The sequence below is a fragment of the Pontibacter silvestris genome, from assembly GCF_020907275.1.
GTDB lineage: Bacteria > Bacteroidota > Bacteroidia > Cytophagales > Hymenobacteraceae > Pontibacter > Pontibacter silvestris.
In genome coordinates this window covers 85,601-107,867 of sequence record NZ_JAJJWI010000012.1, presented here as the reverse complement: position 1 = coordinate 107,867, position 22,267 = coordinate 85,601, and the positions used below count along the sequence as shown (strand labels likewise).

At 42.6% G+C, this 22,267-nt stretch carries 21 protein-coding genes; 11 read left to right on the top strand and 10 right to left on the bottom strand.

Features of this window, described 5'->3' with window-relative positions:
- Positions 1-2: 2 nt before the first annotated feature.
- The 3 genes from LN995_RS12610 to LN995_RS12600 form a co-directional block, all read right to left on the bottom strand.
- Positions 3-1,130, bottom strand: a complete 1,128-nt coding sequence (locus tag LN995_RS12610) for a DNA polymerase III subunit (protein ID WP_229961435.1) — start codon at positions 1,128-1,130, stop codon at positions 3-5.
- Positions 1,131-1,185: 55 nt separating this feature from the next.
- Positions 1,186-2,385, bottom strand: a complete 1,200-nt coding sequence (locus LN995_RS12605) for a GlmU family protein (RefSeq protein ID WP_229961434.1) — start codon at positions 2,383-2,385, stop codon at positions 1,186-1,188.
- Between the two features lie 78 nt (positions 2,386-2,463).
- Positions 2,464-2,709 (bottom strand): type B 50S ribosomal protein L31, encoded by a 246-nt coding sequence (locus tag LN995_RS12600; RefSeq protein ID WP_229961433.1) that lies wholly within the window; start codon positions 2,707-2,709, stop codon positions 2,464-2,466.
- Positions 2,710-2,859: 150 nt separating this feature from the next.
- On the opposite strand from LN995_RS12600, the gene LN995_RS12595 reads away from it, so the two are divergent.
- From LN995_RS12595 to secDF, 6 genes are all read left to right on the top strand, one after another.
- On the top strand, positions 2,860-3,402 hold the full coding sequence (locus LN995_RS12595) for a phosphoribosyltransferase family protein (protein ID WP_229961432.1): 543 nt from the start codon (positions 2,860-2,862) through the stop codon (positions 3,400-3,402).
- A 257-nt stretch (positions 3,403-3,659) separates the two neighbouring features.
- Positions 3,660-4,238, top strand: coding sequence for a non-canonical purine NTP diphosphatase (locus LN995_RS12590; RefSeq protein WP_229961431.1), 579 nt, complete (start codon positions 3,660-3,662; stop codon positions 4,236-4,238).
- Positions 4,239-4,317: 79 nt separating this feature from the next.
- Complete coding sequence (locus tag LN995_RS12585) at positions 4,318-4,938, top strand: uridine kinase family protein (protein ID WP_229961430.1); 621 nt, start codon at positions 4,318-4,320, stop codon at positions 4,936-4,938.
- The gene (locus LN995_RS12580; RefSeq protein ID WP_229961429.1) at positions 4,935-5,627 is read left to right on the top strand and encodes a potassium channel family protein; all 693 of its coding nucleotides are present in this window, start codon (positions 4,935-4,937) and stop codon (positions 5,625-5,627) included. Before LN995_RS12585 ends, LN995_RS12580 begins: the two co-directional genes overlap by 4 nt.
- A gap of 89 nt (positions 5,628-5,716) precedes the next feature.
- A complete protein-coding gene (locus LN995_RS12575; protein ID WP_229961428.1) occupies positions 5,717-6,040 on the top strand; it encodes an RNA methyltransferase in 324 nt (107 codons plus the stop codon).
- A 179-nt stretch (positions 6,041-6,219) separates the two neighbouring features.
- Positions 6,220-9,228, top strand: a complete 3,009-nt coding sequence (secDF, locus tag LN995_RS12570) for a protein translocase subunit SecDF (RefSeq protein WP_229961427.1) — start codon at positions 6,220-6,222, stop codon at positions 9,226-9,228.
- A 281-nt stretch (positions 9,229-9,509) separates the two neighbouring features.
- On the opposite strand, the gene LN995_RS12565 is transcribed toward secDF, so the two are convergent.
- The gene (locus tag LN995_RS12565) at positions 9,510-10,124 is read right to left on the bottom strand and encodes a NifU family protein (RefSeq protein ID WP_229961426.1); all 615 of its coding nucleotides are present in this window, start codon (positions 10,122-10,124) and stop codon (positions 9,510-9,512) included.
- Between the two features lie 214 nt (positions 10,125-10,338).
- Between LN995_RS12565 and LN995_RS12560 the strand changes: the two genes are divergently transcribed.
- From LN995_RS12560 to LN995_RS12550, 3 genes are all read left to right on the top strand, one after another.
- Positions 10,339-11,727 (top strand): sodium:proton antiporter, encoded by a 1,389-nt coding sequence (locus LN995_RS12560; protein WP_229961425.1) that lies wholly within the window; start codon positions 10,339-10,341, stop codon positions 11,725-11,727.
- A 157-nt stretch (positions 11,728-11,884) separates the two neighbouring features.
- A complete protein-coding gene (locus tag LN995_RS12555; RefSeq protein WP_229961424.1) occupies positions 11,885-12,160 on the top strand; it encodes a hypothetical protein in 276 nt (91 codons plus the stop codon).
- Entirely contained in the window at positions 12,153-12,830 is a 678-nt protein-coding gene (locus tag LN995_RS12550) for an ATP-binding cassette domain-containing protein (RefSeq protein ID WP_229961423.1), read from the top strand. Before LN995_RS12555 ends, LN995_RS12550 begins: the two co-directional genes overlap by 8 nt.
- Here LN995_RS12550 and aroC read toward each other — a convergent pair.
- On the bottom strand, positions 12,827-13,921 hold the full coding sequence (aroC, locus tag LN995_RS12545) for a chorismate synthase (protein ID WP_229961422.1): 1,095 nt from the start codon (positions 13,919-13,921) through the stop codon (positions 12,827-12,829). The two genes, LN995_RS12550 and aroC, sit on opposite strands and share 4 nt — an antisense overlap.
- Positions 13,922-13,923: 2 nt before the next feature.
- Positions 13,924-15,372 (bottom strand): BatD family protein, encoded by a 1,449-nt coding sequence (locus LN995_RS12540; RefSeq protein WP_229961421.1) that lies wholly within the window; start codon positions 15,370-15,372, stop codon positions 13,924-13,926.
- 443 nt (positions 15,373-15,815) lie between these two features.
- Between LN995_RS12540 and LN995_RS12535 the strand changes: the two genes are divergently transcribed.
- Positions 15,816-17,462 carry a UxaA family hydrolase gene (locus LN995_RS12535; protein ID WP_229961420.1) on the top strand — a complete coding sequence of 549 codons (1,647 nt, stop codon included), beginning with the start codon at positions 15,816-15,818 and terminating at the stop codon, positions 17,460-17,462.
- A 202-nt stretch (positions 17,463-17,664) separates the two neighbouring features.
- A complete protein-coding gene (gene fbp, locus LN995_RS12530; RefSeq protein ID WP_229961419.1) occupies positions 17,665-18,672 on the top strand; it encodes a class 1 fructose-bisphosphatase in 1,008 nt (335 codons plus the stop codon).
- Positions 18,673-18,819: 147 nt separating this feature from the next.
- On the opposite strand, the gene LN995_RS12525 is transcribed toward fbp, so the two are convergent.
- Genes LN995_RS12525 through LN995_RS12510 form a run of 4 tightly spaced genes read right to left on the bottom strand, consistent with a single transcriptional unit; the run spans position 18,820 to position 22,254 of the window.
- Complete coding sequence (locus LN995_RS12525; RefSeq protein WP_229961418.1) at positions 18,820-19,470, bottom strand: LamG domain-containing protein; 651 nt, start codon at positions 19,468-19,470, stop codon at positions 18,820-18,822.
- Positions 19,471-19,529: 59 nt separating this feature from the next.
- On the bottom strand, positions 19,530-20,510 hold the full coding sequence (locus LN995_RS12520; RefSeq protein ID WP_229961417.1) for a pectinesterase family protein: 981 nt from the start codon (positions 20,508-20,510) through the stop codon (positions 19,530-19,532).
- Positions 20,511-20,562: 52 nt separating this feature from the next.
- Positions 20,563-20,961 carry a VOC family protein gene (locus tag LN995_RS12515; protein WP_229961416.1) on the bottom strand — a complete coding sequence of 133 codons (399 nt, stop codon included), beginning with the start codon at positions 20,959-20,961 and terminating at the stop codon, positions 20,563-20,565.
- A 24-nt stretch (positions 20,962-20,985) separates the two neighbouring features.
- Positions 20,986-22,254 (bottom strand): dienelactone hydrolase family protein, encoded by a 1,269-nt coding sequence (locus LN995_RS12510; protein WP_229961415.1) that lies wholly within the window; start codon positions 22,252-22,254, stop codon positions 20,986-20,988.
- Between the last annotated feature and the right edge of the window lie 13 nt (positions 22,255-22,267).

Here is a 22,267-nt window from a genome sequence, read left to right as displayed (position 1 = left end):
TATTAACTGTTGCCACGCAAAAAGCCGGCAATTTGAATGGAGCTATCTACAAACACCATCTTAGGATTTGCATTTCGCTCGATATGATAATGTGCCTGGTTTAGTTCCTCTGCTAATTGCCCGGCATTGTTTCCTGTTATTACTTTAGAGAACTTCTGCACGAAATCTAATTCGTTAGGAGGCAGATAAGACACTAAAGAGGCATCTACTCCGAATAACATAACCTTACGGAACAGGTTAAGAGCGTACAACAGGAAGTTTTTCTGGTTCTCACGGCCTGATGTCTGAAATTTCTCGCTCATGTCTATCATTTCTCCAAACTTATAACTATAGCAATAGCGCATCCATTCCGTAAAGAACGTAAAATAATCGCTACTGATTTCGGCTGTAAGTTTAATAGCGGCATTCAGATTACCCTCTGCCAATTGTGATATTTGGTATGCTGTGGTCTGATCAGTGTTTTGCTGCTCCTGCAGATACTGTATAATCTCCTGCTCTGTGAAATTTCGCACCTGCATAATCTGAGTACGCGAGGTAATGGTAGCCAATAACTTTTCTGCCGACTGTGATACCAAGAGGAAAAGAGTTTTAGATGGTGGCTCCTCCAGAAGCTTCAGTAAGGCATTAGCTGCCGCTGAGTGCATAAGTTCCGGTAACCATATCAGCACAATTTTATAATCTCCTTCAAAAGCCTTTAGCGATACCAGCTTTACCAGTTGGCGGCTTTCTTCTTTAGATATATTGCCTTGTTTATTTTCGGCTCCGATATGCTGCATCCATTCATTTAATCCCTGGTATGGGCTTGTTAATATAAATTCTCGCCACTCTCCCAGAAACTTCTGGCTCAGCACATCTTTAGACACTGATTTGGTACTGGTAACCGGCATTACAAAGTTAAAGTCCGGGTGCACCAGCTTATTCATTTTCACACAGCTTCCGCATGTTCCACATGAATCATCCGGAAGTTTGTTTTCGCAGTTTATGTATGTGGCATAAGCCAAAGCCAGCGCCAGATTAGCGCTTCCCTCCTGCCCTAAAAACAGCTGTGCATGCGCCACATGGTTTTGTTGCACCGATTTTAACAGCAGTTGCTTTGTTTCCTGATGGCCTATGATAGTTGCGAATTGCACGTTGGTACTTAAATATTTAAAATATGATTAACACCTATGGTGAGAGTGATGATAATTAGCTATCCCAGGTACGGTACTGTTGCGTCTCTTTAAACACCTCACGAAGAACAGCTTTTTCTATATCATCTAACTTTAGGTCCCTCCTTTCCAGGACTTTAGCGGCCACTTCACAAGCCTTCTGGAACTGATAGGTCTCTAAACCTGATGCCCCGCCCCAACTAAAAGACGGCACAAAGTTACTAGGAAATCCTGCACCAAATATATTGGCACTCACCCCAACCACTGTACCTGTATTAAACATGGTATTAATGCTGCACTTGCTATGGTCACCCATAATAAGGCCACAGAACTGCAAGCCTGTGTTGCGGAAATTTTTCTGGGCATGGCTCCACATCTTTACTTGGGCATAATTATTTTTCAGGTTAGAAGTATTGGTATCAGCGCCCAGGTTACACCACTCGCCAAGCACTGAGTTACCTAAAAAGCCTTCATGCCCTTTATTGCTGTAACCAAATATAACTGAGTTACTGACTTCTCCACCGACTTTAGAAAACGGGCCTATGGTAGTGTCTCCACGCATTTTACCGCCCATGTTCACAAAGCTACCTTCACATAAAGCAAAAGGTCCTTTTATTAAAGCGCCCTCCAGCACCTGTGTATCTTTACCAATATAAATAGGGCCATCTTCTGCATTAAGAACAGCCGCTCTTATTATAGCCCCCTCTTCTATAAAAATGTTCTCTTCGCCATAAACTGCAGTAAACCTATCATTCAGAGGTTGGCTTTGGCGGCCAGCGGTAAGTATTTTAAAATCGTTCCGGATCTGCTGCCCGTTAAACTGAAAAATCTCCCACATCTCTTTCACAATAGTACAGGTGTCGCATTCATGCCTCTTAGAGGTAGAGTAGCTAACCAGTTCTTCCATGTCATGCGGCTGCAGGTTATCACTATTTATAGCGATAAGGATTCCCTGATGATACAAGGCTTCTCCCATTTTAAGTGACTTGATGGTTTCCACCAGGCTTTCATCAGGGCAGACGGCACCGTTAATGTACCAGTTATGTGTATCAGTGACTAAATCAAATTTATCCTGAAGATATGGCTGTGTAAGGTAAGAGACATTTTCTCCTAAAAACTTCCGCCATTTTTCGGCAATGGTAAGTATACCTACACGAATTTCAGCAACAGGCCGGGTAAACGTAAGGGGCAGCAACGCCTCCCGAATACTCGGCTCATCAAAGAGAATGATATTCATAGACACAAAAATAAAAAAGTCTTCCCGAAACTAACGAGAAGACTTTGCTTTTGAAACGTTTTAACCTGTTGGTTACGCTTATTTTTTCTGATAACGCTTGTTGAATTTCTCCACACGACCAGCAGTATCAACGAAGATGTTTTTACCAGTGTAGAAAGGGTGAGAAGCTGAAGAAACCTCCACTTTGATTACAGGGTATTCTTTACCATCCTCCATAGTGATTGTTTCGTTTGAAGTCATAGTAGAGCGAGTGATAAATTTAAAATCACTGGAAGTATCCTGGAAAACGACCTCTCTATATTCTGGGTGAATGCCTTTTTTCATTATTATAAACGTTAATTAACCTTAATTCTCGAATCGGACTGCAAATTTAGTAAATGTTTTTTAATTAAAACGCTATAAGCCAAATTATTTTATCGTTAAACCAAATCTGCCTGCAAATAATATCTTATTTTTGCTGACGCAGCTAGCTACATGGCGGCATTAACAACCACAGCTTCGCAACTCATGACACACCCACATACGAACCTGATACTTGACAAAGGGCAAATTTTTCAAAAAATAAAGCGGATGGCCTTTGAAATGTACGAACATAACTTTGAAGAACAGGAACTTGTGCTGTCAAGCATTCATGACAACGGTTATACACTGGCTCAGATGCTGGCAAAGGAATTAGAATCCATATCTCTCTTGAAGGTTAAGTTGCTGCGCATCACATTAAAAGAGAATGAGCCTGTACAGCAGCTCCTGGAACTGGATCTGGAAGAAAACTCCATCGCAGGAAAAAACCTGGTACTGGTAGATGATGTACTGAATACAGGAAAGACACTTGCCTACACACTTAACGCTTTTCTGCAGCACAACCCTAAAAAGGTAGAAATAGCCACTCTAGTCAATCGCCATCACACCTTATATCCTGTTACTGCCACCTACACGGGCTATTCATTGGCTACCACCCTGCGTGAGCACGTAACAGTGGTGCTGGAAGAGAATGAGGTAGCAGCTTACCTGCATTAAAAATAGCAAACATACGGCCTTTGGGTTTAACATTTTTTTTATGGAACGGTCTGAGGCTAGCTTATTGCCATACAGCTCAATACTATCACCCAGACGACAACGGCTAGAAGGTGCTATGGTAACGTTTATTGCTTTTACTGTTGCTGAGTTTATTCCTTCGATTAACAGACAGCAAAAATAAAAGAGGAAATAATAAGCGCCTTCTTGCAAAAACCTTCTACTAGCACATTAAATATAAATATATTAAACTTACTCTTATGACTGAACTCTGCTTTGCCACCAACAACAGAAACAAAGTAGCTGAAGTAAGCCAAATGCTGGAAAGCCAGTATAAACTGCTTACCCTGCAGGATATAGGCTGCCTGGAAGAACTTGCCGAAGACCAGGACACACTGGAGGGCAACTCAAGGCAAAAGGCTGTTTATGTGTGGGAAAACTATAAAGTTAATTGCTTTGCTGATGATACTGGCCTGGAAGTAGAAGCCTTGCACGGTGCGCCCGGCGTTTACTCGGCCCGATATGCTGGTCCGCAACGCAGCGACGCTGACAACATAAATCACTTGTTAAAGAACCTTCAGGGTCAGGATAACCGACACGCCCGCTTCCGCACTTTTATCACCCTGTTTTTAGATGGCCAGGAACATCAGTTTGAAGGTATCGTAGAGGGTACTATAACAAAGGAATGGCAGGGAAACAAAGGCTTTGGGTACGACCCGGTATTTGTACCCGACGGTTATGAGCAAACCTTTGCTGAAATGAGCCGTGAGGAAAAAAATTCGATCAGCCACCGTGGCCGGGCCATCCGTAAACTGGTTGAGTTTCTAAAAACACAGTAACACCAGATATTTTTGCGCTTACATAGTAGCCTTGTAGTGCTTTTAACCTTAATTTTGTGGCCTGAAACCTTAGCTTCCTATGCAAAAGCCATTTATTGTCGGAATAACAGGAGGTAGTGCTTCAGGAAAAACTACTTTTTTGAATAAGCTACTAACTTCATTTTCACCCGAAGACATATGTCTTATTTCTCAAGACAATTACTATAAACCCAGAGAACATCAAACAAAAGATTTAAATGGAGTCGTTAATTTCGACCTGCCGTCCTGCATTGATGATGATGCCTACGCACGGGATATAGCAACCATTAGCCAGGGCGAAACATTTTACCGCACCGAATATACTTTCAACAACCCCAATGTAGTACCCAAGCAGTTGGAGTTTAAACCGGCTCCCATTGTAGTAGTAGAGGGAATCTTTGTTTTTTATTTTGAGGAGATAGCCAAGCTACTGGACCTGAAAGTATATATCGACGCTAAAGAGTACATTAAACTGCAACGACGCATTGTGCGTGACCGCATCGAGCGCGGCTACGACTTGGATGATGTACTGTACCGTTACACAAACCACGTGGCTCCAACTTACGAGAAGTACATTAAGCCATATAAGAACGATGCCGACATTATTATACCGAACAACAACCACTTCGAAAGAGGTTTAGAAGTGGTTACTACATTCCTTAACTCAAAAATAAAAGCATGAGGCACAAGTTTGCTGTAATTGGCCTGGGTATCTTTGGAAGATCTATAGCAACTACGCTGGCAGAGCGCGGAGCAGAAGTTCTTGCCATAGATAACAGTGTAGACCATGTAGAGGATATAAAAGATCAGGTAGCCTATGCCGTAGCCCTGGACGCAACAGACATGCGGGCGCTGGAGGCGCAGAATGTGCAGGACATGGATGCCGTTATAGTAGCCATCGGCGAAGATTTTGAAGCGGTACTTATTACCACAGCTAACCTGCAGGAGCTAAATATTAAACGCATTATCACGCGCGCCTCCAACAAACAGCAGCGCCGCATTCTGGAAAAGATGGGTGTGCAGGAAATTCTTTCGCCAGAGGGTGAGGTAGGTAAAACAGTGGCAGAACGTTTACTACAGCCAAGTATCCGGACTTTCCTGCCTTTGCCGGACAACTACGAAATTGTAGAGATTAACGCTCCCCGCAATATCGCTAACCGCAGCTTGTCTAAAATATCCCTTCGCGAAAAGTACAACATCAACCTGATTACTATTAAGCGCTTTTTTGAGGAGATACTGGATGGAAAGCCGACACAGGTAGAACATATTATTGGGGTACCTAAAGCCGAAACCATTATTTATCCTTCAGATATACTTATACTTATCGGTAAAAAGCAGGATGTAAAGCGCTTTTTGGATATTAACCGCTAATATTTTATTTTTTTAAATAAAAGCCATTACATTTGCGGTTATACATGCTGAATACTAAAACCATATCCTGCTATTTCAGGCATCTTTTAATGTCTGTTACATTGCTGTGGGCACTCATGCTCAACGGCCAGGAGGTGGTTGCTTTCAGCTGCTCAGCAGAAAATGCAGCTTCTAAGCCCTCAACAGAGTTGGCAAAAGAGCAAAAGCAAAAAACCGTTGTTAAACAAAAAGTATCTTTAGAGGCTACTACTTCCTTTGTAGCACTAAATCTGCAGCAGGCTATAAAGCCGACTCCTATCCCGGCTTTTGCAGTTCCTGCTGATGAGGCACTGCCTGCGTTTACAGCCAGACCGCCGGGCCTTGGCTTTGTTGCGCAGATTTGCCCCATCACTATACAGCCCAACGCTCCCTAAGCTGTAGCTTATCCCTTTTCACTGTATCCTTCTTCTCTAAAGTTTTGATAACCACAGCAGAAATATGACTGCTGCGGAACGCTTAGACATTTATTTTCATTTGTCTAATAAGTAGGGTATAGTTTATTCTATTGCTTTTAATCTTTCACCTATACTTTATTTTTCATTAATTAATCCAAATGCGGAACAAAAATTTAATTATCGTTCTGACAGTAATTGTATCGGCGCTTTGCCTTTACTACCTGTCGTTTTCGCTAGTTGCCCGCAATGTGCAGCAGGACGCCGAAGCCTATGCCACAGATGCACAAGGCAATGTAGACCTTGCAAGAAGGCAAGCTTATATAGACTCCATTTGGAGAGAGCCTGTATTTATGGGCTTAACATACCAGGAGGTTACTGAAAACCAGTTAGGCCTAGGCCTTGACCTTAAAGGTGGTATGCACGTTGTGCTGGAAGTTTCTCCGGTTGAGATCGTTAAGTCGCTTGCAGGTAACAGTAAAGATCCTGATTTCTTGAAAGCGTTGGATCGTGCACAAGAAATGCAGAAAAACAGCCAGGAGCGCTTCACTACACTGTTTGCCCAGGCTTACCGTGAAATCAATCCAGATAGTCGCCTTAGTCGTATCTTCTCTACTTCAGCAAACCGTGGCAGAATCAGCTATGAGTCTACTGACGAGGAAGTACTGGATGTAATAAACCAGGAAGTAGAAGACGCTATTGACCGTTCTTTTAATATCATCCGTACCCGTGTTGACAAGTTCGGTGTAAATCAGCCAAACATTCAGCGCCTGGAAGGTACTGGCCGTATTCAAATTGAGCTGCCAGGCATTGATAACCCTGACCGCGTACGCAGACTACTATCTGGCATGGCTAACCTGGAGTTCTGGGAAGTATGGTCTCCTGAAGAATTCAGCCCTTACTTCATGCAGCTTAGCCAATATCTGGATCAGCAGGAATCTGCTGGTAAACTTAACTTGAATACAGATGCTCTTGCTTCTGCATCAGATAACAGTGCTATTGTAACTGACGCAACAGATGATGTGCTGGCACAAGCAGCTGTTGCCGATTCAGCTGTAACAGATTCTACTGGCCTTGCGTCAACGGCTGTTCCAGCTCAGAACCCTGCTGACTCTGCAGCACTTGACTCTTTAACTACTGCCCAGCAAGGTGGTGTGCTAGCCCGTTTGTTTACGCAAATGCCTGGTGGCCTTGGCGCAAACGTACGCGATACAGCTAAAATAAATGAGATTTTCTCAAGAGCAGAAGTTCGTGCCATTTTCCCATCGAACATGAAGTTCTTCTGGGGAGTAAAGCCACTGGAAGGTCAGAACCGTCAGCAGTTTGTTGAATTCTACGCTATCAAGAAAGGTCGTAATGGAAGAGCTCCAATGTCAGGAGATGCTATTAACGATGCCCGTCAGGACTTTGACCAGAGCGGCCGCCCGGAAATCAACATGACGATGAATCCAAATGGCTCTAAGAAATGGGCTCGTTTAACTGGCGACAATGTTGGCCGCCAGATAGCCATTGTACTGGATAACTATGTATACTCTGCCCCAGTAGTGCAGGGCGAGATTACAGGAGGTAACTCTTCTATTACTGGTAATTTTACTATTGAAGAAGCCCAGGACCTTGCTAACATTCTGAAAGCTGGTAAAATGCCTGCTCCTACTCAGATTGTTGAAGAATCTGTAGTTGGTCCGTCTCTTGGTCAGGAAGCGATCAATCAAGGGTTAATTTCTACGCTGGCTGGTCTAGCATTGGTGATTATCTTCATGATTGCTTACTATAGCCGTGGTGGTTTCATAGCTGACTTAGCTCTTCTTTTCAACGTGTTCTTTATTCTTGGTGTGCTGGCACAGTTTAATGCAGCGCTAACACTACCTGGTATAGCTGGTATCGTACTTACTTTAGGTATGGCCGTGGATGCCAACGTACTGATATTTGAACGGATGCGTGAAGAGGCAGCAAAAGGCTTAAGTATTCGGGAGGTTATCAATAAAGGTTATGACAAAGCGTTTATGACCATTTTGGATGCGAACGTAACTACTTTCCTGGTTGGTTTTATCCTTTACTTCTTCGGATCAGGGCCAGTAAAAGGTTTTGCTATCACCTTAATGATTGGTATTGTTACTTCATTCTTTACTGCAGTATTTATCTCAAGGTTGTTTGTTGAAGGTGCCTTTAAAAAAGGTGGTAAGCTCTCGTTCTCTACTGCGCTTACTGACAGAATGTTCAGAAACATTACGTTTGACGTAATGAAGTACAGAAAACCTGCTTATGCCTTCTCGCTTGCAGTAATTGTACTTGGCTTTGTAGCGATGTTCATTAACGGTGGCCCTAACCTGGGTGTTGACTTCAGAGGTGGCCGTTCTTACATTGTAAATCTTGATCAGACAGTTCCGGCCTCTGATGTACGATCTGCTTTGTTAGACGAGTTCCAGAATGCTGGTACAGAAGTTAAGACTTATGGTACAAATAACCGACTAAAAATCACTACCAGTTACTTAGCTGATGATGCAAGCCTGGAGGCCGATGAGCAAGTAGAAACTGCTTTAACGCAAGGCTTGGCACAATATAGCAACTTAAATCCGCAGATATTAAGTTCTTCTAAAGTAGGTGCCACTATGGCTGACGATGTACAGAACAGAGCTCTTATAGCCCTGGCATTGTCCTTGATCGGTATCTTTATATACGTGATGATTCGCTTTAGAAAATGGCAGTTCAGCTTGGGCGGTGTGGTAGCCTTGTTACATGATGCGCTCATGATCATTGCTATATTCGCTATACTTGACCTGATAGGCATTTCTTATGAAATGGACCAGGTGTTTATTGCAGCGGTACTTACCATTATAGGTTTCTCTATAAACGACACAGTGGTAATCTTTGACCGTGTACGTGAGTACATGAATGATAACCCACGCCTGCATGTAAGAGAAGTTGTCAACCCGGCATTAATCAGTACATTCAGCCGAACCATTATTACCTCACTTACATTGTTCTTGGTTGTTCTAGTACTATTCATCTTTGGTGGTGAGGTATTGCGCAGCTTTTCACTTGCCATGCTTATTGGTGTTATTTTTGGTACTTACTCTTCGTTATTTATCGCCACTCCAATTGTAGTAGATACAGTAAAAGAGCAAAAGCAGCCTGTTGCTTCCGTTAAAGTAGCACAGCAAGCCAGATAAGCTTAGTACTTATTATAAATAAAAGGCCCCGTAGCATTGTTAACTACGGGGCCTTTTATTTATAATAAGTACAGTATATACAGTATATAATATGACTGATACTTTATTCTTATAACACCTTATCTCTCGAAAGAGCAATGGGGAGTTATGCCCTATATTCGTACAAGTAACATCGACTGGAGGGAAATTTTTGCTTATTAAGCAATCCAATAAAAAGAGAGCCAGCCCGAAATTAACAGGCTGGCTCTCTTTTATTACTCTATAAATAATATATCTTCTTCTTATACAGCTATACCGTCAGCAACAACTTCTCTTACCTCAGGCACCATACGCTTCAGTAGGTTCTCGATACCAGATTTTAGTGTAACAGTAGCGGAAGGGCAACCGCTGCAAGAGCCTTGCAGGAACACTGTCACCACGCCATCATGATAAGATTTGAATGTGATATTACCACCATCCTGCTCCACAGCCGGTCGCACATAGTTATCAAGCAAGTCTATAATCTTTTGAGATATGTCAGTATTTTCACCTGATGCCTCGCCATGTGACTCAGTGGCAGCTTTTTGTTTGTTAACAACAAAACCTTCTGTAAAAATAGGGCCACCAGCCTCAACATAAGACTTCAGGAAAGTGCGAAGTTCAGGTATAAGCTTTACCCACTCCAGGTTCGAGTTCTTGGTAACCGTTACAAAGTTGCTGGCAATAAAAACACGAGAAACATAATCAAAATTGAAAAGCTCCTGCGCTAATGGCGACTCAAGGGCACTCTCCAGGTTTGGATAATCAACGCTTTGACCTTCAGGTAACAACGTCACACTCATCACAAACTTCATTGACTCTGGGTTTGGGTTTGCTTCAGCGTAAACCGAAACAACTTTTTCTTTATTTTCTATCATGATAATTCTGTTTTAAATTAAAACTTACGGATATGTCTTAAAGTTTCCAAAGTTATACATAATTTCCTATAAGTAAACTCCCCCAACTCGTAGCACCTGTTCGATAAGCCTTATATAAGTTACAATGTATGGCCGTAAATAGCTATTTAGCACAAAAAAGCTATCTTTGCATTGCAGTTAAATTTTTGTTCTGACCTAACTCCACACGTTTAACATGCTAAACAATTTTATCTTACTGGCGCAAGCTCATCATACTGCGCCTTCTTTCCTTATTATTCCGTTTCTTATTCTAATCGGGATGATTGCCAGTGGTCCGGTTTTGTTCGGCCATTTCTGGGAGCATAACTACAAGAAAATAGCTGTTTCATTGGGTTTAGGCGTGTTAGCGTATTACCTCTTTGTGCTGCAAGACTTTCACATGCCTATTCATACCTTCTTTGAGTATGCCTCCTTTGCCATACTGCTTAGCTCACTGTACATTGCAGCAGGCGGTATTTATATTAATATCAACACAAACGCTACTCCAGCCGTAAACGTGGCGCTTGTTGCCATTGGTGCCGTGCTGGCTAACCTGGTAGGTACAACAGGGGCTTCTTTACTGTTGATCAGGCCATTCATCAGGCTCAATATACATCGAATTAAGCCATACCAGATTGTTTTCTTTATATTCATAGTAAGTAACGCAGGTGGGTTGCTCACTCCTCTCGGCGATCCTCCATTGTTCATCGGCTTCCTGAAAGGTGTTCCGTTCTTCTGGACTATGCAGCACCTGTTCCTGCCGTGGCTGGTAACTATAGGTATTCTCTGCATTGTATTCTTCGTGGTCGACAGCCGCAATAAAGAAATAGGCTTTACGCCACGCCCTGAGGTTGTTGCTAAAAACAATGAAAAGACAGAGTTCTACATTAGCGGGAAACGTAATTTAGCCTGGCTGGCAGTTATCATTGGAGCTATTTTCCTGGACCCAAACGTGATTGACGGTTTGCCACATGTTTACTATGATGGAAATAAGTTTTCTTTTCTCCGTGAGGTTATTCAGCTTTCTGCAGCTTTTGCCTGCTACCGTTTCTCCAATAAGACAGCTTTGGCAGGGAACCAGTTTAACTTTCACCCGATTCTGGAAGTGGTGTTCTTATTCTTCGGTATCTTCTTTACCATGATGCCAGCTCTGCAGCTTTCGGCAGCCATCGCTTCCTCTCCGGAATATTCAAAATACATTACTTCCAACTTCCTGTACTGGGCGACAGGTTCACTATCGGGCTTCCTCGATAATGCACCAACTTATGCAAACTTCCTTTCACTGGCAATGGCCAAGTATGACATGGCTCAGAATAGTGTGGTAGAAGTACGACAGTTTGCAACAGGAACAGGTGCAGACCCGGAAACAACCTTATTGTTAGAGGCAATATCGTTAGCTGCTGTACTGTTTGGAGCTTTAACCTATATCGGTAACGGACCGAACTTTATGGTGAAAGCCATCGCAGAAAGCACAGGTGTTAAAATGCCATCTTTCTTTGCCTATATACTTCGTTACTCTATCCCGTTCTTACTGCCGTGCCTTGTTCTGGTGTGGTTCCTGGTAGTACACTTAAGATTATTTTAACATCAATAATAATTAATTATAAAAGGCCAGGGGCCACTCTTAAATTAAGAGTGGCCCCTGGCCTTTTATAATTACAGATAAAGTGTAAATTTATAGTAGACTAATTGCTTCCTGTATCTATATGCCTAGGCTACTATTACACTACTATATAGCACTAATGAGGTTCAACTTACCTCTTTCCCTGTTTATTGGTGTTATAGGCATGCTTATCAGAAAAAGTTACCTGACGGGGTTTGTTTCTTCTTTTAACCTGTCGCTGCTTACAGGAGGCTTCATACTGTCATTATATTTTTATGAGCAAAGGTATAAGCAACAATACTACTTTTACCACAACCGTGGGTTTAGCCGCTTTGTTTTAATTACTTGTTCTGCTGCTATAAACCTGCTAGTGGCAGTGCTTCTTTACGCTATAAGTTTTAGTGCACATGCCTAAACATACACTAGAAGTTGACAGCATTATGTACAGCACCGGGGGCAGGCTACTGCTGTCAGACGTGTACCTGAAGTGCCAGACAGGAGAAGTAGTGGGCTTGCTAGGCAGGAATGGTAGCGGCAAAACTACTTTACTTAAGATTATCTTCGGCACCAAGACCACCGATAATAAATTTATCCAGATTGATGGCAACGTATGCAACACGCCTTACACTCACAAAGGCTTAATTGGCTACCTGCCGCAAGAAGGCTTTCTGCCTCATGCCTTATCAATAAGCACCATCATCCGCATTTTTTTAGATGACAAGCAAAAACAACAAGAACTGCTTGCACATGAGAGTGTACAGCAGCATTTAAATAAAAAAACAGCTGAACTTTCTACTGGGGAGCGACGGTACATAGAGCTTTTGCTGCTACTACAATTAGATGCAGAGTTTTTGCTCCTTGATGAGCCTTTTTCAGGAATAGCTTCCCTACAAGTAGAAAGGATACAGGAACTGATAGAAGCTAACCGCCTCACGAAAGGATTTCTAGTTACCGACCATGACTACAAAGCTGTATTAGAGATAAGTAACCAACTTTTACTTCTGGTGGATGGAGCCTGCAGGCACATAAAACATCGCGACGAATTAATGCAATGGGGCTATGTGCCTGCAGGAAGTTTTTCTTAAGCTGGTTCGCTATACACCTTGTTTGCCTGCTGGCGCATTATAAAATCAGCCAGCACAAGAGCAGCCATAGCATCTACAATAGGCACAGCACGTGGCAGTACACAAGGGTCATGGCGGCCTTTGCCCTTTAACTCAATATCTTCTCCTGCATCGTTTATTGTCTGCTGTGTCTGCAGAATGGTGGCCACAGGTTTGAAGGCTACATTAAAGTAAATATCCTGTCCGTTGCTGATGCCGCCTTGTACACCGCCGGAGTTGTTAGTGCGCGTATGAATATTACCTGCTTCATCTGTATAGAACTGGTCGTTGTGCTCAGAGCCCCTCATCTTAATGCCTTCAAAGCCACTGCCATATTCAAAACCTTTTACTGCATTTATGCTCAACATCGCTTTGCCAAGCTCTGCATGAAGCTTATCAAACACAGGCTCTCCCAAACCCACTGGTGTTCCTTTTATAACACAACTAACGACACCTCCTATAGTATCCAGGTTATCACGTACTTCTTCAATAAGGCCAATCATACGGGCAGCTGTTGCTCCATCAGGGCAACGCACTATGTTAGAGTCAATCTGGCTCAGGTCCAGCTCTGTGTAAGGCTTCTGGACTTTAATTTTGCCAACCTGCGACACATAAGCGTTTATGCTGATGCCAAACTTCTGCAGCATTTTGGTAGCAAGGGCTCCTGCTGCCACACGAGCTACTGTTTCGCGGGCAGAACTACGGCCACCTCCGCGGTAGTCGCGCAGGCCATATTTGGCTGTATAGGTATAATCAGCATGCGACGGACGGAAAGCATGTTCTATATGGCTGTAGTCTTTACTTGCCTGGTCTTTGTTATTTACCACCATGGCAATGGGAGTACCTAAAGTTCTGCCTTCAAAAACACCTGAGAGTATAGTTACTTTATCTTCTTCTTTACGTGGCGTAGTAATTTTAGACTGCCCTGGGCGGCGACGGTCCAGCGCCAGTTGAATTTCCTCAGTGGTGATTTCCACACCTGCCGGGCATCCGTCTACAATTACTCCTACTGCCGCACCATGAGACTCGCCAAAAGTTGTTATTCTGAAAAGCTTTCCGTAAGAATTACTCATTTTTATTTCTTTAAAAAGATAAACGACGACACCACAAGCAGTACCAGCAAAATGATGTTCGTATAACGCTTTATATCGTCAAACAGATGAAGACTAACTAACTTGCTGTCTTCGTTTTCAATTATATTATAGAAAGAACCCAAATCTCTTGATAAAACCATTGCATCACTATTGCTGGCACCTGTTATAGTTACAGCTAAGTTTGCCTGTAAAGTGTCGTAGGTAGCTGTGCCTGGGTTAAAATATATCCATTGCAAGGCATCTCCCATGTTGTAGTCACCTGGCTCACGTGGCAACACAGCATAAGAAAAACTCTTGGCCCCCACTACTCTTCCTGACCTGCGCGTAACATCCTGCCGCACATCAGGAGGATAAAACTCCAAACCAGTTTGTGCAGCTGGCACAGGGGACATAATAGCTGCTAAGTTACCCTCTCCCTCCACTTGAAACAAATAAGTAAAGCTCTTATTTACCGGCACGCTTTTCTTTGAAAGGCTTTCACGTAACATGTAATTTCCCACTGGCACAACATTGCGCAATGGGTGCGGCGGAAGTTCTTTAACCTTTATAACCCGCTCACGTGCATAAAACGTCTTATATCCTTCCTTGCGGTCTTCAGTAAGCAAGTTAGGCGTTTTAGCCACTTTGTACTTTATCATTTTCAGGGAAAGCTGCGGAAACTTTATAGGCTCCAGGTTAATCGGGTAAAGCACCGACTCATATAACTTAAACCGAAGATAAGGTTTTCCCTCAATAGAAACTTCCTCCGGAGTAATTTCTGCAAACTCAAACGTTTCTTCCCATGTGTTAGGCTGCTTCAGCAGCTTCAGGATACCTGCAATCTGGTTGGCAAAATCATAGAAATCAAGCAACCGCTGGTCCTCAGTAGCTAGGTAAAAATACAAAGCTACATTTACACCCTCTCCCACAAATACTTCTTTCTTGCTCGTGTACAACGACAGGAAGGCATTATCTTCTTTTTCAATGTACTCCTGTTGTTCTTGCAGTCCGTCTTCGGCCTCTTCAGGAGCCTCTAATTCCGGCACTATCACCAAAGGGCTTTGGGGACTTGCTTTCACAGCCATAGGTGTAACCTCAATAGAGGCTCCATCAGAATGCACAGTTTGCCCGTTAATCGTCATATTAAAAGGGGCCAGCTCATATTCACCCTCCTCCAGTGCTGCGTAGTTCTGAATAATACTCCTGATAACAGTAGTTTTACCACCTACTGTCATGGTTTTGGTAGCCGAATACTTACTACTCTTTTTAAAGCCTTCTATACTCGGAAATGGCGTATATTCTTTGAAGGGTTGATCTTGTATATTGACAGATATAGTATAATACTCATTTATGGGCAATGGGCTTTTCCCCAGCTCTATGCCTACCTGCTGTGCCAGGCCCGGCACAACAAGAGTTAAACAAAGTACAACTATAAACGAAATTAGGCGCATAAACCAGTGTTGCTCTAAAATATAAAATACAAGCAGAATATAAACAGCAAATTTAATAAAATCTTGTACTTGTTATAGATCTTAATTTTCAGACCAAGAAACTGTGCCTGTAACGGGGTAGAATTCTTCCTCTAAACCTAACATCCTGATAAAAGTGGAACTTAACTATGAGTATAATTAAGAAAGTGAAGACTGCTAAACTATTATCATTCAGTACAATAACTTTTAAAATGACATAGCTAAGCTGAGTAAGGTACCACTACTACGGTGCACAGCAAGATACTTTATTCATTACAATGTTTTTTTATAAAGAAGGCCTACTCCTTTTTGATACTTTTTCTTCTGATTCGAAAACTTTACACTAAAAAATTTCTGTTTTACAAAATATTTTTTATTATTTACATATCAGTGCAATCGATTGCGCAATTAAACATTCGTTATATATGTCACACAAAATTTTAAAAGTTCATCCTAGTGATAATGTTCTTGTAGCATTGACGGATCTTAGTGTAGGAGATAGGGTAGAGTATGAGGGTATTCAAGTAATTATCACCAGTGAAGTACCTGCCAAACATAAATTTGCGCAACAGGATATGGCCCCTGGTGATGAAATTATTATGTATGGTACTTTGGTAGGTAAAGCCGTAGAGGCAATTCCAGCAGGAGGTATTCTTAACACAAAGAATGTAAAACACCAAGCCTCATCCTTTACCGGAAAAACTAAAACAATAGAATGGCAGGCCCCGGACGTATCCAGGTGGGCAAATAAGTCCTTTATGGGCTATCATCGTGAGGACGGACAAGTAGGAACAGGTAATTTCTGGCTTGTTATTCCATTAGTATTCTGTGAAAACCGCAATGTTAACATTATTAAACAAGCGTTTCTGGATGAGTTAGGCTTTGGACATCAGGATGTTTACAAGTCTTACGTGCAGCAGATGGTAGAAATGTACCAGTCTGGCAAAATAGAAGATATAGAAAAGCTGTCCATACAGAGCAATCAGCAGAACGGACAGAAACGTATTTTCGAAAACATAGACGGCATTAAATTCCTGACCCATGAAGGCGGGTGCGGAGGCATTCGTCAGGATTCAGATACTCTCTGTGCCTTGCTGGCGGGTTACATCAATAATCCTAATGTTGCCGGAGCAACTGTATTAAGCTTAGGGTGCCAAAATGCACAGGTAGGCATTCTGGAGGAAAGTATCAAAAGGATAAACTCTAACTTCTCTAAGCCCCTTATTGTGTTGGAGCAGCAGAAAGAAGGGACAGAGCAAGAACTGCTAACACAGGCTATCAGAAGAACATTTCTCGGACTTATTGAAGCTGATAAAATAAAACGCCAGCCAGCCCCATTAAGTAAACTGGTAATTGGGCTGGAATGCGGTGGTTCTGATGGTTTTTCTGGTATTTCTGCCAACCCGGCCATTGGCCATACTTCTGACCTTATTGTTGCTTTGGGTGGTAAATCGATCCTGTCTGAGTTCCCAGAACTTTGCGGAGTGGAGCAGGAGCTTATTAACCGTTGCGTAGATAACCCTACAGCTGATAAGTTTGTGCAGTTGATGCGTGCTTACGCACGTGCAGCTGAAGCAGTAGGCTCCGGATTTGACATGAACCCAAGCCCTGGTAACATTAAAGATGGCCTTATTACAGACGCTATAAAGTCAGCTGGTGCTGCCAAAAAAGGTGGTACTTCTCCCGTTGCCGATGTGTTGGATTATACCGAGTATGTCTCTAAGCCAGGCCTGACATTACTCTGCACCCCTGGCAACGATGTAGAAAGCACTACAGCTATGGCTGGCTCGGGTGCAAACATAATTCTGTTTACCACAGGACTAGGAACACCAACAGGCAACCCTGTAACTCCGGTACTTAAGGTTTCTTCTAACTCCAGACTGGCACAACGCATGCCTGATATCATTGATATAGATACAGGACCTGTTATTGCCGGAGAAAAAACCATTGAGGAAATGGGAGAGCAAATTCTGGATCATATTATAGAAGTAGCAAGTGGAAAAACCCCTACCAAAGCCATGCAACTTGGCCAGGATGACTTTATCCCCTGGAAAAGAGGTGTATCGCTCTAAGCTGCTGCTTATTTATCCATCACTCCATCACAATACTGTTGTTTGTGTGGAGTGATGATAAACAAAAAGCTAATAACATAGAAGCTCCTGCCCCTGTGCTTAAAAAGGGCATTTAGAGCTCAGACATAAAGTTCAGTTTGTAGAATTCAAGCATATTTCAGTTGTGTGCTTATTATAGTTTAACCATGTAAAGTCAAAAGTTATGAAAGACGATCTGGCACTACCTGTAGGTACTACCCTTGACAGGTTTATCATGAGAAAGCAGGAGGATTTCCCTTACGCCACTGGTGAACTCTCGCAATTGCTACGCGATATAGCACTGGCTGCAAAAATTGTAAACAGGGAGATAAACAGGGCAGGACTGCTGGGGGTGACAGGTGCCTACGGGCAGCAGAATATCCAGGGAGAAGAGCAGCAGAAACTGGATATTATTGCCAACATCCGCTTTATAAGAGCCCTGCGCAATGGTGGGGAAGTATGTACTGTTATTTCTGAAGAAGAGGAAGGGATTATACATACAGGTAATACCAAAGGCAAGTATATTGTGGCTATGGACCCTCTGGACGGATCATCTAACATTGATGTGAACGTGGCCATAGGTACTATATTCTCCATTTACAGAAGGTTATCAGATATTGGGGAAGATGGCACTTCCGAAGATTGCCTGCAGAACGGCAAGAAACAGGTGGCAGCTGGTTATGTTATCTACGGCTCATCCACTATGCTGGTGTACACTACTGGCTGCGGCGTAAACGGCTTTACTTACGAGCCATCACTGGGAGAGTTCTTCCTCTCTCACCCAGATATTAAAACCCCAAAAACAGGCAAGATATACTCCTGCAACGAGGGTAACTTAAACAGCTTTCCTGACGGTGTTAAAAGCTACCTGAACTACTGTAAAGAAAACAATTACAATGCCCGCTATATTGGCTCACTAGTAGCTGACTTCCACCGTAACCTGCTTAAGGGTGGCATCTATTTATACCCGCCTACAGTTAAAGCCCCTAACGGAAAGCTGCGCTTGGTGTACGAGTGCAATGCTCTTGCCATGATAGTAGAACAAGCGGGAGGCAAAGCCACAGATGGCTCAGAACGTATTTTAGATAAGGACCCAACAGATCTGCACCAGCGTTGCCCGCTTATTATAGGGTCGCCGGACATGGTAGACAAAGTAGAGGAATTTTTAGCAGCTGAGCTAACACTGGTTTGATTACTGAAAATTTTTCAACTTGATAAAAATCTTTAATACAAAAAGAGCAGTTGGAACTTAATGATGCCCCAACTGCTCTTTTTGTACAGTTTATGCCTCTGCGCCTATAAGTTTAACTGGCACATTATTTACTTTAAGTTCACAGCTTCATTCTGGTAAGGCTTGGTGACTGAACTTAACGGCTTTTACTGCTCCATTGAACCAGGACCTCTTATCCATTCTTGTTCCCAAAGAGGTTTTGGCAGATCTGTTAATTGGCAGATACTCTATCTGACCTGTCAGCTCTTCTACTCCATTTACATAACCTTTCATTTGCTTGTCTTTATAAACCAGCTTAACCGTTGCCCATTCATTTACAGGATGTGTTTTAGTAGAATCTATTAAAGTAAGCGAGGCCTTGTCGGTGCGCATAAAGAAGTCAGCATACCATTGCTTTTGGTCATTTAAACGAAGTTCGATTAAGATTCTGCGGTTTTCATTCTCCGGGTCCTGAATATGTAGAAAAAGCTGCTCCACATTTTTTGGGTAAACATCATAAGGTTTAAGCAATACTTCTATAGAAAATTCTTCAGTGCCAGCTATCGGGTTAGCATTAACCAACACACCATCATCTTCCCCATCAAAAGCTATTGCCTTTTCCTTACCTGCTTTGGTAACTTTAGGGTTACCCCATATAGTAACAGCATGCCCGCCAACAGCCTTTATAGAATTAAGATGCCATGTTTCGGTATCTGCCTGGGCATTTGCCTCTACCAGTTTAACTATAAGTAAAGTAGTAACTAACAATGTTCGTAACATGAGAGAGTATTAGGTGCGATGCCTGCTTAAGTTGTACTTATAATTCTTTAAAAGCTCAACTACTTCTGCAAAGGCTTCCAGTCAGGAAAAATGTTTTCTACCGTATACTGCTTAGCCTCTCTTGCAGATAGCTGCTTCGACCATCCTACCCTGTTCTTTGTATCAGCCCCTACCCCTTTGGAATTATATTCTGCATATAACACTGTCTTTTCATTTTCAGGATTTCGCCAGTTATCCCAGCCTTCTGGTAAGATATGGTTTCCCATATCTGTGTTAATGAAAACAGTTTTTGAATAAGGCCGCCATGGCCTGCCCAGATACACCTTTTCAGCCGAAGTATCAGCTATTAATTTACAGTTTATAAAAACAAACCCGTATTTCTGATGGGGAGTTGTGGAGGCAGCAGTTATATAGGAGTTTTTCAGGCTTTTTATTTCACAATTTTGAAACACAACAGTAGCTTCACCAAAAATAAAATCGGTAGTACCTTCTATATAACAATCCTGGTAAAGCTGGCGACTATTTTCAGTAGCAACATACAACGTATCCTGGTTGCCTAACAGCCGGCAATTTTTAACAATGGCTCTGTCTCCTTCTACATGTAACGCCACTGCCTGTCCTACTGGCCCGGCGGCATTTTCTATTGTTAAATTTTCTGCTCTAAAATCATTGCCTTGTACTAACACAGTATAGGAGGTATAGGTGCTATACTTATCTTTATCGGTAAAGTCAGTGCCAGGATAATCTTTACCAGAATAGTCGCTGTTGGTAATAACAGTACCTTCCTTGCTTTCGCCTAACAGATACACCTTTGTTTTCCATGATGGCACCACCAGTTTCTCCCTGTAAATGCCATCTTTTATATGAATCGTAACCACTTGCTGCGACAGGTCCCGTACTGCGTTAACTGCTTCCTGAATGGTTTTAAAATCTCCACTGCCATCCTGAGCAACCGTAAAAGAATCAGGATAGGTGGTTGGTTGAGCCACCAGCTTTAACGTAACCAGAAATAAGGAAAGTAGTAACGTTAACTTTTTCATGTTGCGTTTTTTTGTTTTCGTAATTAATGGTACTCAGTTAACTCTGTTGTACTTACTGTTCCTTCTCAGCCAGCATAGGCTTCCCTCTCTTGCATAACTGTACTGCCAGGCCCCACGGATCGCGAAGCATAACCAGGTGCGAACCATCTTCTAACTTTTGGTCTGATATCAGGCTGGCTCCTGCGGCTATTAATTTATCTTTATCCACATCAGGGTTTTCCGACACATAGGCCAAATGCACCAATAACGGGTTCATGTTGCGGTAATCTGGCACTTCATCAGCAGGGTTTAGATACACTTCAATCATGATCCTGCCACTATCATCAGCTATAAAAGTAGTGTAAGGAGCTTCCTGCGCCTGCCTCACCACTTTCATTCCAAGATGTTCGGTATACCAGGCTGTCATGGCTATAGGATCTTCTACATTTAAGGCAAAGTGTTCTAATTTCATTTTATATCTGTTAATCGTAAGAATTTATTTCAGCCACTTCTCCAGCCAGGCAAAAGCATCTTCCTGCATCGGAATGGTCATGGAGTGAGGCTCATCGTAGTAGTTACATTTAAATTTATCAGAGGCTTTCATTTTCTTGTATACAGCGGAAAGCTTTTGCTCAGCGGCCTGCATCCCAGAGTGGCTAAAGAGTTTATCCTGGTTGCAGTTCATGACCATAAGTGGCCGGGGCGCATTAAGTGAGGCAACATCTGGTAAATCCAAAAACTGGTACTGGCGCGGCACATACATCATCCAGGTATGGTGGGCATGTTCTTTTAGCATCTGCTGGTATGTAGTTGAAAAAGCCGCTATTACCCCCACCTGTATCCTGGAATCCAAACCAAATAAATACGTGCTGCGCAAACCGCCTAAAGATAGCCCAATGCAGCCGATTTTGTCCGGGACTACTTCTGGCCTTGAGAGCAGGAAGTCTACCGCAACCTTGTCGCCCTGTGCTATTATGCCGAGCCAGGTAGTACCGGAAGTCAGAATAGTTTTTTCCATAGCCACCTCATTCGCTCCTGCAAGTTTATTATAGGCCTTGATAGAGGCACTTTCATCTGCCTTGCTGATCTGGCTAAGATAAGATTTCGAGACACCAGGTGTCAGGGCTTCAGGGTCCAGTTTCTGCGACCCAAAATAGATAGCATCAGGGCAAAGCACCACGAAACCTCGCTTAGCCAGTTCATCTGCATAACTTCTTCCTTCATACAGGTTCTGGATATATTCTACCAGTATGGCCGGTCTGTTATCTGTTAAGGTATGCTTTTCTTTTCCAAAATAGTAAAAGCCGCCGTGGTCATGCAGCGCAATTACTGCCGGGGCAGGCTTTGTCAGGTTATCAGGAACAAGTAAGAAAGCTTCTGTTTTTTGCAAAGCGTTCAGGTTATACCTTACCAAGTATTGTGTGTAGCCTGCCCTTTTAGTAGTATTGAGTATTTCTGTATTCAGGGGAGCTGGTTCGGGGTTGAAAGCAAGCAGTTCATTTAGTTTTGCCTTGGCTGCTTTACGCCACTCCTCTGCATCTTTCCAATCTTTTGCCAGGTAAGATAAACTAACTTCGTTTTTGCTGCCATAGGAGTCTAGTAAAGGGTAAAAATTACCTACATCAGAAGTTACTTGCTGAGCAAAAGAGATAGTACTTGTATATAAAAGAGTAAGACTACAAGCTAATGTTTTACTGATTGAAAGATTCAAGCCTCTCCAATTGATGAACATGTTTCTGATCCATACATTCCAATATGTTATCATATATAATGCGCTT

What these genes read in the sequence shown, in the direction of transcription:
- LN995_RS12540 (WP_229961421.1), bottom strand. Translation starts at nt 15,372, where the DNA reads ATGCGCCTAATTTCGTTTATAGTTGTACTTTGTTTAACTCTTGTTGTG.
- LN995_RS12585 (WP_229961430.1), top strand. Translation starts at nt 4,318, where the DNA reads ATGCAAAAGCCATTTATTGTCGGAATAACAGGAGGTAGTGCTTCAGGA.
- aroC (WP_229961422.1), bottom strand. Translation starts at nt 13,921, where the DNA reads ATGAGTAATTCTTACGGAAAGCTTTTCAGAATAACAACTTTTGGCGAG.
- LN995_RS12605 (WP_229961434.1), bottom strand. Translation starts at nt 2,385, where the DNA reads ATGAATATCATTCTCTTTGATGAGCCGAGTATTCGGGAGGCGTTGCTG.
- LN995_RS12595 (WP_229961432.1), top strand. Translation starts at nt 2,860, where the DNA reads ATGGCGGCATTAACAACCACAGCTTCGCAACTCATGACACACCCACAT.
- LN995_RS12565 (WP_229961426.1), bottom strand. Translation starts at nt 10,124, where the DNA reads ATGATAGAAAATAAAGAAAAAGTTGTTTCGGTTTACGCTGAAGCAAAC.
- LN995_RS12510 (WP_229961415.1), bottom strand. Translation starts at nt 22,254, where the DNA reads ATGATAACATATTGGAATGTATGGATCAGAAACATGTTCATCAATTGG.
- LN995_RS12590 (WP_229961431.1), top strand. Translation starts at nt 3,660, where the DNA reads ATGACTGAACTCTGCTTTGCCACCAACAACAGAAACAAAGTAGCTGAA.
- LN995_RS12525 (WP_229961418.1), bottom strand. Translation starts at nt 19,470, where the DNA reads ATGTTACGAACATTGTTAGTTACTACTTTACTTATAGTTAAACTGGTA.
- LN995_RS12550 (WP_229961423.1), top strand. Translation starts at nt 12,153, where the DNA reads ATGCCTAAACATACACTAGAAGTTGACAGCATTATGTACAGCACCGGG.
- secDF (WP_229961427.1), top strand. Translation starts at nt 6,220, where the DNA reads ATGCGGAACAAAAATTTAATTATCGTTCTGACAGTAATTGTATCGGCG.
- LN995_RS12560 (WP_229961425.1), top strand. Translation starts at nt 10,339, where the DNA reads ATGCTAAACAATTTTATCTTACTGGCGCAAGCTCATCATACTGCGCCT.
- LN995_RS12580 (WP_229961429.1), top strand. Translation starts at nt 4,935, where the DNA reads ATGAGGCACAAGTTTGCTGTAATTGGCCTGGGTATCTTTGGAAGATCT.
- LN995_RS12515 (WP_229961416.1), bottom strand. Translation starts at nt 20,961, where the DNA reads ATGAAATTAGAACACTTTGCCTTAAATGTAGAAGATCCTATAGCCATG.
- LN995_RS12535 (WP_229961420.1), top strand. Translation starts at nt 15,816, where the DNA reads ATGTCACACAAAATTTTAAAAGTTCATCCTAGTGATAATGTTCTTGTA.
- fbp (WP_229961419.1), top strand. Translation starts at nt 17,665, where the DNA reads ATGAAAGACGATCTGGCACTACCTGTAGGTACTACCCTTGACAGGTTT.
- LN995_RS12555 (WP_229961424.1), top strand. Translation starts at nt 11,885, where the DNA reads ATGAGGTTCAACTTACCTCTTTCCCTGTTTATTGGTGTTATAGGCATG.
- LN995_RS12600 (WP_229961433.1), bottom strand. Translation starts at nt 2,709, where the DNA reads ATGAAAAAAGGCATTCACCCAGAATATAGAGAGGTCGTTTTCCAGGAT.
- LN995_RS12575 (WP_229961428.1), top strand. Translation starts at nt 5,717, where the DNA reads ATGTCTGTTACATTGCTGTGGGCACTCATGCTCAACGGCCAGGAGGTG.
- LN995_RS12520 (WP_229961417.1), bottom strand. Translation starts at nt 20,510, where the DNA reads ATGAAAAAGTTAACGTTACTACTTTCCTTATTTCTGGTTACGTTAAAG.